The sequence below is a fragment of the Verrucomicrobiia bacterium genome (assembly GCA_035574275.1).
GTDB lineage: Bacteria > Zixibacteria > MSB-5A5 > DSPP01 > DSPP01 > DSPP01.
The window spans coordinates 21,872-33,016 of record DATLYY010000014.1; the positions used below are offsets into that span (position 1 = coordinate 21,872).

The 11,145-nt window shown below is 56.5% G+C and carries 10 protein-coding genes; all 10 read left to right on the forward strand.

Annotated elements, in window-relative coordinates:
• The first annotated feature begins 5 nt into the window (after positions 1 to 5).
• Positions 6 to 2,123, forward strand: a complete 2,118-nt coding sequence (pnp, locus tag VNL73_02670; protein HXF48315.1) for a polyribonucleotide nucleotidyltransferase — start codon at positions 6 to 8, stop codon at positions 2,121 to 2,123.
• Positions 2,124 to 3,398, forward strand: coding sequence for a pitrilysin family protein (locus tag VNL73_02675; protein HXF48316.1), 1,275 nt, complete (start codon positions 2,124 to 2,126; stop codon positions 3,396 to 3,398).
• Positions 3,399 to 3,405: 7 nt separating this feature from the next.
• Positions 3,406 to 4,704, forward strand: a complete 1,299-nt coding sequence (asnS, locus tag VNL73_02680; protein HXF48317.1) for an asparagine--tRNA ligase — start codon at positions 3,406 to 3,408, stop codon at positions 4,702 to 4,704.
• Positions 4,704 to 5,009: a Rieske (2Fe-2S) protein gene (locus VNL73_02685; protein HXF48318.1), complete on the forward strand. Its 306-nt coding sequence runs from the start codon at positions 4,704 to 4,706 to the stop codon at positions 5,007 to 5,009. The genes asnS and VNL73_02685 overlap by 1 nt, the downstream gene beginning before the upstream one ends.
• Positions 5,010 to 5,113: 104 nt before the next feature.
• Positions 5,114 to 5,896 (forward strand): enoyl-CoA hydratase-related protein, encoded by a 783-nt coding sequence (locus VNL73_02690; GenBank protein ID HXF48319.1) that lies wholly within the window; start codon positions 5,114 to 5,116, stop codon positions 5,894 to 5,896.
• An 82-nt stretch (positions 5,897 to 5,978) separates the two neighbouring features.
• Complete coding sequence (locus VNL73_02695; GenBank protein HXF48320.1) at positions 5,979 to 6,464, forward strand: DinB family protein; 486 nt, start codon at positions 5,979 to 5,981, stop codon at positions 6,462 to 6,464.
• Entirely contained in the window at positions 6,461 to 7,927 is a 1,467-nt protein-coding gene (locus VNL73_02700) for an aldehyde dehydrogenase family protein (GenBank protein HXF48321.1), read from the forward strand. Before VNL73_02695 ends, VNL73_02700 begins: the two co-directional genes overlap by 4 nt.
• A 3-nt stretch (positions 7,928 to 7,930) precedes the next feature.
• Positions 7,931 to 9,094, forward strand: coding sequence for a thiolase family protein (locus tag VNL73_02705; protein ID HXF48322.1), 1,164 nt, complete (start codon positions 7,931 to 7,933; stop codon positions 9,092 to 9,094).
• A gap of 107 nt (positions 9,095 to 9,201) precedes the next feature.
• Complete coding sequence (locus VNL73_02710; GenBank protein HXF48323.1) at positions 9,202 to 10,788, forward strand: histidine ammonia-lyase; 1,587 nt, start codon at positions 9,202 to 9,204, stop codon at positions 10,786 to 10,788.
• On the forward strand, positions 10,781 to 11,145 hold a 365-nt coding region (locus VNL73_02715), incomplete at its 3' end, for an ATP phosphoribosyltransferase regulatory subunit (GenBank protein ID HXF48324.1). The genes VNL73_02710 and VNL73_02715, both read left to right, overlap by 8 nt.

The following is an 11,145-nucleotide window of genomic DNA, read 5'->3' on the forward strand; positions in this document are numbered from 1 at the left end:
GAAACATGGACAATACAGGCATTAGACGGGCAGAAAAAGAAATCGGCGGCCGAAAGCTGGTCATCGAGACCGGGCGGGTGGCAAAACAGGCGGACGGCGCCGTTACCGTGCAGTTCGGGGACACGATGGTTTTCGCCTCGGCCGTGGCCTCCAAGGAAGCCGTGGAGGGGCAGGATTTTTTCCCCCTCACCGTGGATTACCGGGAGAAAGCGTATGCCGCGGGGAAAATTCCGGGCGGATACTTCAAGCGGGAAGGACGGCCATCCGAAAAGGAGATTTTGACCGCGCGGCTGATCGACCGGCCTCTGCGTCCCCTTTTCCCGGAGGGGTATTTCAACGAAGTGCAAATCATGGTGATGGCGCTTTCGTACGACCAGGAGAACGACCCCGACGTTTTGGGCATTATCGCCGCTTCGTCGGCTTTAATGCTTTCCTCCATTCCTTTCAACACCCCTATCGCCGGGGTGCGGGTGGGGCGGGTGGAGGGGCAATTGATTGCCTTTCCCACCGCCGAACAGCTGGAAACGTCGGATGTGAACATCGTTTTGGCCGGGACAAAGGACTCCATTGTGATGGTGGAAGGAGGTTCGCGGGAAATTTCGGAAGCGGATATGATTGCCGCTCTGGACTTCGGGCACCAGCAGTTAAGGATTTTGGTCGGAATGATTGAGGATTTGACTCGCCAAGCGGGGAAGCCGAAATCGGCCGTTACGCCGCCGGAGATGGACCCCAATCTGGTCAAACGGGTGAAGGAACTGGCGGCCGGACGAATCAACGCCGCCAACAAAATTCATGACAAGGCGGGACGAGAGGCGGAAATCGGCAAAATCACTGAAGAGGTTCTGGCCGCGCTTGCTGAAGAATTTCCGGAACAGGAAGGGAAAATTAGTAAGGTTCTGGAGGAGCTAGAGCAGGCGGATTTGCGCCGGGCGGTGGTGGAGGAAAAACGGCGGGCGGACGGTCGGGGGCCGGCGGATATCCGGCCGGTTTCCTGCCAGATCGGCTTTCTCCCCCGCACGCACGGCTCGGCCCTCTTCACGCGCGGACAGACGCAGAGCTTGGCCGCCGTGACGCTCGGCACCAAGATGGACGAGCAGAAAATCGACGCTCTCGAAGGGGAGAGCTACAAAAGCTACATGCTGCATTACAACTTCCCGCCGTTTTCGGTCGGCGAAGTCCGTCCCCTGCGGGGTCCCGGACGGCGGGAAATCGGCCACGGGGCTTTGGCGGAGCGGGCGATCGAACCGGTGATTCCGGCCGAGGGCTCGTTTCCCTATACCATTCGCATTGTCTCCGACATTCTGGAATCGAACGGTTCCTCTTCGATGGCGACGGTTTGCAGCGGCAGTTTGTCGCTGATGGACGCGGGCGTGCCCATCAAGGCCCCGGTGGCCGGAATCGCCATGGGGCTTATCAAGGAAGGGGACAAAGTGGTCATTCTCTCCGACATTTTGGGGGTGGAAGACCATTTGGGCGACATGGATTTCAAGGTGACCGGCACGCGGCAGGGAATCACCGCCTTCCAGATGGATTTGAAAACCGCCGGCATCACCCTGGACATCATGGGGAAAGCGCTCGAACAGGCAAAGGCCGGACGGCTGCACATTCTTGAAATCATGGAAAAAACGATTTCCAAGCCGAAACCGGAGCTTTCGCCGTACGCCCCAAGAATCATCACCATCAAAATCAAGCCGGACCGGATCGGCGAGGTGATCGGACCGGGAGGGAAGAACATCCGGGCGATTGTGGAGCAGACCGGCGCCAAAATCGACATCGAGGATGACGGCACGGTTCTAATTGCTTCCGTCGACGGGGCGGCCGGGGAGGCCGCCAAGAACATGATTCTGGGGATGGTGGAGGAGCCGGAAATCGGCCGCGTCTATGAAGGAAAAGTCCGCCGCATCGCCGCCTTTGGCGCCTTTGTGGAAATTCTTCCCGGAACGGACGGGCTCATTCACATTTCCGAACTGGACACCAAACGGGTGGCGCGGGTGGAAGACGTTCTCAAACTCGGGGACATGGTCACCGTGAAGGTGATCGGCATCGACCCGGAGGGGAAAGTCCGGCTTTCGCGCAAGGCCGTTTTGGAGAACGCGCCGAAGTTTTCCGAAGCCCGAAAATAAATGGGGAACGCCGTTTATAAAAAAACGGTGCTTCCCTCCGGATTGCGGGTGGTCACGGAAGAGCTGCCCGGGGTCCGCTCCATTGCCATCGGCATCTGGGTCAACGCCGGTTCCCGCGACGAGCGTCCCGAAGAAAACGGCATTTCCCACTTCATCGAGCATATGGCCTTCAAGGGGACGCGCAAGCGGACGGCGGCGCAGATTGCCCACGAGTTGGAATCCGTTGGCGGCAGCCTGAATGCCTTCACCTCACGGGAGCAGACCTGCTACTACGCGCGGATTCTGGACCGGCACTTGGACCGGGCCATGGACGTTCTGGCCGACATCCTCTCCAACTCCCGTTTCGACCCCCAGGAGCTGGAAAAAGAGAAAAACGTCATCATCGAGGAAATCAAAGACATCGAGGATTCCCCCGGGGACTGGGTGCATGATTTGTTTGCCGAAAAAATCTGGAAAGACCATCCTTTGGGGCGGCCCATCATCGGCCGGAAAGAAAAGATAAAAAGTTTCGACCGGCAAAAAGTTCTTTCGTATCTCTCCTCCAAATATCTTGCGGAGCAAATCGTGGTGGCGGCCTCCGGCAATGTTTCGCATGCCAAACTTGTTGCGCTGGCTAAATCAAAACTCAATTTTCCCTCCGCCAACGGCGTTTCCCCTTTATCCCGCACGGCCCCCTCCGTGGCCGGGGAACGGGGAGCGACTTCAAAGGATACCTCTCAGGCGCATATCTGCCTCGGCTTCCCGTCCGACTCCTTCAAGGCAAAGGAGCGCTACGCTTCGCTCGTTTTGAACACGATATTGGGCGGGGGGATGAGTTCCCGGCTTTTTCAAAAAGTGCGGGAGGAGAAGGCGCTGGCTTACAGCATCTACTCCTACCATGATTTTTACGAGGACGCGGGGATTTTGGGGTTTTATCTGGCGACTTCCCCGGAGCAGGCGGCGCCGGCGACGGAGCTGGTTTTGGACGAGCTGGCGCGAATCAAGAAGGAAAAACTGCCCCGCCGGGAGTTTGAGTCCGCCAAGGAGCAATTGAAGGGGAATCTGGTTTTGGGGCTGGAGTCCACCTCCAGCCGGATGAACCGGCTGGGGCGAAACGAGATTATTTTGGGGGAATATATTTCCCTCAAACAGGCGCTTTCGGCCATCGACGCGGTGAAGCCGGCGCAGGTGGTTGATAAAGCCAACCGGCTTTTTTTTGAAAAACAGCTTTCGGCCGCCTTTCTGGGTTCTTTCGGGCCGGAGATATTGAACAAAATCAACTGGGGTAAGGTTTAGCTTCTTAATGCCGCCGCGCGCCTACATTTCTGATTTGGTAAAATTCGTCGGCAGTGAAGTAGAGGTGGCGGGGTGGCTCTACAACAAGCGCTCTTCCGGGAAAATCCATTTTCTTTTAATCCGGGACGGCACGGGGCTTGCGCAAGGCGTTCTGGTCAAAGCCGAGGTGCCGGAGGAGATTTTCAAACTGGGGGAGAAAATCACCCAAGAGTCCTCGCTTGTCGCCACCGGTAAAGTCCGGGCCGACAGCCGGGCGCCGGGGGGGTATGAGCTATCGCTTTCCGGACTGAAACTCGTCCAATTGGCGGAAGATTATCCGATTACTCCCAAGGAGCACGGGACGGCGTTTTTGATGGAGCACCGGCATTTATGGCTGCGCTCTTCGCGGCAGCATGCCATCCTCAAGGTACGCGACCAAATTATCTGGGCCATCCGGGAATTTTTTCGCAAAAACGGGTTTGTTCTCATCGACACCCCCATCCTTACGGGTTCGGCGGCGGAGGGGGCTTCCACCCTTTTTGAGACGGAATACTTTGATTTGGGAAAAGCGTATCTGGCGCAGACGGGACAGCTCTATCTTGAGGCAGCCTGTATGTCCTTTGGCAAGGTTTATTGCTTTGGTCCCACCTTCCGGGCGGAGAAATCAAAAACCCGGCGGCATTTGACCGAGTTCTGGATGGTGGAACCGGAGGTGGCGTTTGCCGATTACATCGCCAATATGGATTTGGGGGAGGATTTGGTTTGTTACATCGTCGGTTCCGTTCTGGAAAACTGTGGAGAAGAGTTGAAAAAGCTGGAGCGGGATACGAAGCCCTTGGAGAATATCAAACGACCGTTTTACCGGATTTCCTACGATGAAGCGGTCGCCAAACTGCAAGCGGCGGGGTCGGGCATCACCTGGGGCACCGATTTGGGGGGGGAGGACGAGACGATTTTGACCAAGATGTATGACAAACCGGTGTACGTATATTGCTATCCCAAGGAATGCAAGGCGTTCTATATGAAACTGAACCCGGAAAATCCAAAGACGGTGCTTTGCGCCGATTTATTGGCGCCGGAGGGATACGGGGAAGTCATCGGCGGATCGCAACGGGCGGATGATTATGACGAGCTGCTCTCCCGGCTGCGTGAGCACAGCTTATCGGAAGAGGCGTACAAATGGTATCTCGACTTGAGAAAGTACGGCAGCGTGCCGCATTCGGGTTTCGGGCTGGGGATTGAGCGCACCGTCGCTTGGCTTTGCGGGCTGCCCCACGTGCGGGAGACCATCCCGTTTGCCAGGATGCTGTACCGGTTATATCCGTAATGGGCGAAAAACTCAAAGTCGCTTCCGCAAGTGAAATTCCTCCCGGAGGGCGCCTGGTTGTTGAAGCGGCCGGGAAGCAGATTGCCATTTTCAACGTCAACGGAAAATTGATTGCCTGCGACAACGTCTGTCTGCATCGGGGGGGACCCTTGGGGGAAGGGGATATTGAAGAGCTCATTGTCACCTGCCCCTGGCACGGCTGGCAGTACGATCTGGCCACAGGAGTATGTTTGATGAATCCAAAAGCAAAAATTCCCCTCTATCCGACGACTGTGGAGGAGGATTCCGTTTGGGTGGAGATATAAACCGTTTGACTTGCACAGTTGCCTCCCTTGCCTCCCGCCGGGGGAAATGGTAACTTGGCAACAGGTCAAAAGTGATAAAAGAAGAAAATGGAACAGGAGGAAAAATGGCATTAGTGGAATATTCAGTTAAAAACGGCATTGCCATACTGGAACTGAACGACCCGCCCGCCAACACCTACACCTACGAAATGATGCGGGAGCTGGATGACTGCATTCTAAAGGCGCGGTTCGAGGATTCGGTTTATGTCATCCTCTTGCGCGGGCATGGGGACAAGTTTTTTTCGGCGGGGGCCAACATCCGGATGCTGGCAACAGTCACACCGGAATTCAAGTATTATTTTTGTCTGCACGCCAACGAAACCTTGAACCGGCTGGAGCAAACCCCCAAGCTGGTCATCGCCGCTTTGAACGGGCATACCGTCGGCGGGGGACTGGAAATCGCCCTGGCGGCGGATATCCGCATTGCCCGGCGGGGAGCGGGAAAAATCGGGCTGCCGGAAGTGACGCTCGGCGTTCTGCCGGGAACGGGGGGCACCCAGCGGCTTGGCCGCCTCATCGGCAAATCGAAGGCCATCGAGATGATGGCCACCGGGCGGACGTTTGAATTTGAGGAAGGGATGCAGCTGGGCATCGTCAACCAAGTATACGAATCGGAGGGATTTTTCGAGAAGGTTATGGAGTACGCCTCCCAGTTCGTTCCGCCCAAGAAGGCCTCGCGCGCGGTGGGGAGAATCAAACGCTCGGTCTGCTCCGGGGTGGAAGTACCTTTCTCCGAAGGGTTGGCCATCGAGCGGGAGTTGCAGCAGCAGCTTTTTATGTCCTCCGACGCCAAGGAGGGTTTGACCGCCTATGTGGAGAAGCGGACGCCGCAGTTTGCGGGGAAGTAGTAGTTCTTGGGTAGCTCGACTTCAGTCGGAGAAGTTTTCCGACACTAAAGTGTCGGCTACCTTTTAATTCGGGGAGATATACATGGTATCGGCGAAGGAAATAGACGAGCAGCTGTCCATTTTGCAGGAGACGGGGCGGAAGATTTCGGAGTGCTTTTCCTCCTTTGGGTCCCGGATGGATTTCAAGCCGTCGCCGGAGAAATGGTCGGCGCGGGAGGTTTTGCATCATCTGACCGACTCCGAAATCGTTCTGGCCTACCGGCTGCGGACTTTGCTTTCGGAGCGGGAGCCGATGCTCAAGGCGTTCGACCAGAATTCGTGGTCGGCCACCCTTGCGCCGGAACGGGAGGAACTCACCTTTATGAAGGGGGCATTCGAGGCGAACCGGAATTTGACCATCCGGCTTTTGAAAAAAATTCCGGCGGCCTTGTGGGAGAAGAAAGGGGTTCATGAAGAGGCCGGGGAGATGCGGACGTATGATTTGGTGGTGCGGAACACGAGCCATTGTTTGCGCCATTTGGAGCAATTGCAGAAACTCTCCGAGGCCTCGCAGGGGGTGAAAGCATGAGCGTGATCCGGCAGCAGGCGGTGGAGCGGAAAAAAATGTTTGTCGGCGGGAAGTGGCTGGAGGGGACGGGGAAAACGTTTGAAGTTTTCAATCCAGCTACCGAGGAGATCATCGCACTCGTTCCGGATGCCACGGAAATCGAAGTAGGCGCGGCCGTCACCGCCGCGCGCGCCGCCCTCGAAGAAGGACCTTGGGGGAAAATGCCGGCCCGGGAGCGGGGGCGGCTTATTTACAAACTGGCGCGGCGAATTTCGGAAAAAGCAGAAGAATTAGCCCGCCTTGAAAGTTTGAATAACGGCAAACCGTATTTCGAGTCCTCCCGAGTGGATTTGCCATCCACTGTTGAGTGCTTCGAATACTATGCAGGATGGGCGGATAAAATCGAAGGGGAGACGATACCGGTTTCCGGGCCGTATCTGAACTACACCCTGCGGGAGCCGGTCGGGGTGGTGGGCTGCATCGTTCCCTGGAATTTTCCTTTGCTTTTGGCCGCCTACAAAGTTGCTCCAGCTTTGGCCTGCGGGAATACGGTCATCTTGAAACCAGCAGAGGAGACGCCTTTGACTGCTTTGCGTCTCGGTGAACTGGCGCAGGAAGTCGGTATTCCGGAAGGAGTTTTCAACGTCATTACCGGGCTGGGGCCGTCCACCGGCGCGGCACTGGTTCGCCATCCGAGCGTTGACAAAATCGCCTTCACCGGCTCGACTTCCACGGGGCAGGAGATAATGAAGATGGCGGCGGGTTCGCTCAAAAAAGTTTCTTTGGAACTGGGAGGAAAGTCGCCGAACGTGGTGTTCGCCGACGCCGATTTGGATGCGGCGGTCAAGGGGGCGGTTTCAGGCATTTTTTACGGCAAGGGAGAGGTTTGCACGGCGGGGTCGCGTCTTTTGGTCGAGGAAAAAATTCACGGCCCGTTTATGGAAAAGCTGGTGGAGCGCGCAAAAAAAATGACGCCGGGAGACCCGTTTGACGCCAAGACCCGTTTGGGCCCCTTGGTTTCCAAAAACCAGATGGATCGGGTTTTGGGGTACATCAAAGCGGGCAAAGAGGACGGGGCACAGGTGTTGACCGGGGGCGGCCGTCCCGCCGTAGGGAACGGCAAAGGATATTTTGTCGAGGCGACGGTTTTTGACCGAGTCGAAACGAATATGAAAATTGCCCAGGAGGAGATTTTTGGGCCGGTTTTAGCGACTATTCAGTTTGAGAATCTGGAGGAGGCGGTTCAAAAGGCGAATTCAACGGCCTATGGTCTCGCAGCGGGAATCTGGACCAAGGATGTGAAAAAAGCGCATGCCTTTGCCAAGGCGGTCAAGGCGGGGACGGTCTGGATAAACACCTATGGGGATTACGACGCCGCGGCGCCTTTTGGCGGATACAAGATGTCCGGCTTCGGGCGGGATTTGGGAAAGGCGGCTTTGGACTCGTACACCCAACTTAAAACGGTCTGGGTGAATTTAGGATAGGATTTGGAACCGGTTTTTATCGTTTCCGCTGTGCGGACGCCAATTGGAAAATTCGGCGGAGGACTTGCCGCTCTTTCGGTGGCGGATTTGGGGACGGCGGCGGCGTACGAAGCGACTGCCCGCGCAAAAATTTCTCCCGAGTTAATCGACGAAACAATTTTCGGCTGCGCCCGGCAGGCGGGAGTCGGCCCCAACATAGGCCGTCAAATATCGCACCGGGCCGGCGTACCGGACGCTAAACCGGCTTACACTGTCAACCAGGCCTGCGCTTCCGGGTTGCGGGCGGTGGTTTCCGGCTGTCAGTCCATTCTATTGGGAGAATCTAAAATCGTTTTGACCGGCGGAGCGGAGAGCATGTCCAACGTACCGTTTCTATTGCCCAAAGCCCGCTGGGGGTACCGGTTGGGGTCGGCGGAACTGGTGGACGGGATGTACAAGGATGGATTTTTGTGCCCCCTGTGCGGGCAGGTGATGGGGGAGACGGTGGAGACCTTGGCTGAGAAGTACAAAATCTCGCGGCGGGAACAGGATGAATATGCGGCGATGAGTCAAAACCGGGCGGAGCAGGCCTGGGGGCGGTGCGATTTTCGGGATGAGGTCGTTCCGATAGAGGCGGTGGGGATTAAAGTCGAAAAAGATGAGCATTTCCGCAGCGGTGTCACCGTCGAGTCGCTGGCAAAGTTGAAGCCGGTATTCAAGGCGGATGGAACCGTTCATGCCGGGAATTCTTCCGGCATCACGGATGGAGCGGCGGCCTTGGTTTTGGCCTCGGAATCCGAAATCAAAAAGCGTAAACTTGAACCGCTGGCGCGAATCGCCGCTTTTACCTCCGTCGGGGTTGACCCGGCGGTAATGGGAATCGGGCCGGTGCCGGCCGTTCAGAAACTGCTCGAAAAAACGAAATGGAAACTTTCCGACATCGACTTAATAGAACTGAACGAGGCGTTTGCCGCACAGGTGATTGCCTGCGAGCGGGAATTGAAACTCGACCGTGCCAAGCTCAATGTCAACGGCGGGGCGATTGCCTTGGGGCATCCCATTGGCGCCACCGGGGCACGGATTTTGACCACGCTCGTTTTTGCCATGAAAAAACGCAACGCCAAGCGGGGCATCGCCACGCTCTGCGTTTCCGGGGGAATGGGGATGGCGGTTTTGGTGGAGCGGTAGCCCACCCCTTATTCCTTCTCCCGGCAAGTTTTATTCAACCTGGCCGTCGTTTGGTCGCTTTCTTTCAGTTGCCTCTTTCGTTCCCGTAGGATATTTTCCCCTGACTAATGCTGACCCTTGATGGAAAGTCGCTCCGGCTGTCCGACCTGCCTGAAGTTATTTCCGGTAAAACAAAAGTTAGGATTTCTCCGGCGGCAAAGGGGAAGCTGGCCGCCATCCGGGAGAAACTGGAAAAGCAGTTTCTTTCCAAAAACTCGCCGGTGGCGTACGGCATCAACACCGGTGTGGGGCGGCTTAAAGACTGGCGGCTTTCGCCAGAAAAGCAGCAGGAATTTCAGCGCAATCTTATCGTTTCCCACTCGACCGGCGTGGGGGAATATCTTTCGCCGGAAGTCACACGGGTCGTCCTGCTTTTTAGGGCCAACTCGCTCCTGACCGGTTTTTCCGGCGTGCGGCCGGCCGTGCCGGAAAAGCTTCTCGAGTTTTTGAACGCTGGTTTGCTACCGGCCATCCCGTCCGTCGGCTCTTTGGGGGCCTCCGGAGATTTGGCGCCCCTTGCACATGTGGCGGCCTGTCTTTTGGGAGAGCGGGAGGCGGAGATTTTTTACCGTGGAAAAAAATTACCCGCTCCGGCCGGGATGAAGAAGGCTGGAATCAAACCGCTTGAATTGGAGGCGAAGGAGGCGCTTTCCTTCATCAATGGCACGGCGGTGAGCTTGGCTCTGGCAGCATTTGTTCTCCTCTGGGCGAAAAAACTCCTGAAAGTTTCGGAGCTTGTTTCGGCGTTGAGCCTGGAGGCAATTCGGGGAGAGTTGTCTCCGTTTGATGTTCGTCTCAATTCCGCCCGGAAGCAGAAGGGGCAGATGGAAGTCGCCCGGGATATTTTGCGCTTTGTTTCCGGAAGTCAACGAATGACAGAAGCGGCGCGGATGGAAAATTTGCCAGACGAACGGGTTTCAAAAAGCGGCAAGACGTCGCGCGTGCAGGATGCCTATTCCTTCCGCTGCATTCCGCAGGTGTATGGCACCGTTTTGGATACATTGGAATTTGCAGAGCAGATTATCGAAAGGGAGTTGAACGCCGCCACGGATAATCCTTTGGTTTTTGAAGAAAAAGGGAACTTGATTTCGCTTTCGGGCGGAAATTTTCACGCCGAGCCGCTGGCGCTTGTTGCCGATTTTGTCGGCATCGCTTTATGTGAAATAGCCAATATGGCCGAACGAAGGATATTCTCCTTGTTGTCGCCCCTGCTCAGTTTCGGCCTCAAACCGGAGCTTGTCGGCGTGGAGCCGGGGCTGAATTCCGGTCTCATGCTTGTTCAGTACACGGCGGCGGCGCGGGTGGCGGAAAACCGGATTCTGGCCCATCCGGCCTCCGTGGACAACATCACCACGGCGGGGAACCAGGAAGACCATGTTTCCCTGGCAGTGACGGCCGGGCTGAAGGCCCAGAAGATTCTGGAAAACACGGAGGAAGTCGTCGGACTGGAGCTGCTTGCAGCGGCGCAGGGAATCGACGTTTCCGAGCCGTTTTTGAGGAATTACCGGTTGGGAAAGGTCACGGGCCGGCTGCATACCGCGGTGCGGGGGAAAATTCCGTATTTGAACGAGGACCGATATTTGGGAAGCGATATTAAAAAAACAATCGAACTGGTGCGGTCGGAGGAAATCTTCCGGATGGCGCAAGATGGCTAAAGTTGGATTGCCGGCCGGGACGAGGGATTTTCTGCCGGGGCAGTTGATTTTCCGGCAGAAGGTCATCGGCATGATGAAAGAGGTGTTCGAACGGTACGGCTTTCTGCCCTTGGAAACGCCGGCGGTTGAGCGGCTCGACGTACTCTCCGGCAAATATGGGGAGGAGGCGGACCGGCTGATTTTCAAGGTGCTCAAGCGGGGGGAGGAACTGAAGTCGGCTTTGGCCAAGGGAGAGGAGCTGGCGGATATGGGAATGCGCTACGATTTGACCGTGCCGCTATGCCGGGTAATTGCAATGCACCAGAATGAAATCAGTGTTCCCTTCCGACGCTATCAAATTCAACCGGTCTGGCGGGC

Excerpts from the sequence above, each read along its gene's own strand:
- pnp (HXF48315.1), top strand. The coding sequence starts at position 6 with ATGGACAATACAGGCATTAGACGGGCAGAAAAAGAAATCGGCGGCCGA.
- VNL73_02675 (HXF48316.1), top strand. The coding sequence starts at position 2,124 with ATGGGGAACGCCGTTTATAAAAAAACGGTGCTTCCCTCCGGATTGCGG.
- asnS (HXF48317.1), top strand. The coding sequence starts at position 3,406 with ATGCCGCCGCGCGCCTACATTTCTGATTTGGTAAAATTCGTCGGCAGT.
- VNL73_02685 (HXF48318.1), top strand. The coding sequence starts at position 4,704 with ATGGGCGAAAAACTCAAAGTCGCTTCCGCAAGTGAAATTCCTCCCGGA.
- VNL73_02690 (HXF48319.1), top strand. The coding sequence starts at position 5,114 with ATGGCATTAGTGGAATATTCAGTTAAAAACGGCATTGCCATACTGGAA.
- VNL73_02695 (HXF48320.1), top strand. The coding sequence starts at position 5,979 with ATGGTATCGGCGAAGGAAATAGACGAGCAGCTGTCCATTTTGCAGGAG.
- VNL73_02700 (HXF48321.1), top strand. The coding sequence starts at position 6,461 with ATGAGCGTGATCCGGCAGCAGGCGGTGGAGCGGAAAAAAATGTTTGTC.
- VNL73_02710 (HXF48323.1), top strand. The coding sequence starts at position 9,202 with ATGCTGACCCTTGATGGAAAGTCGCTCCGGCTGTCCGACCTGCCTGAA.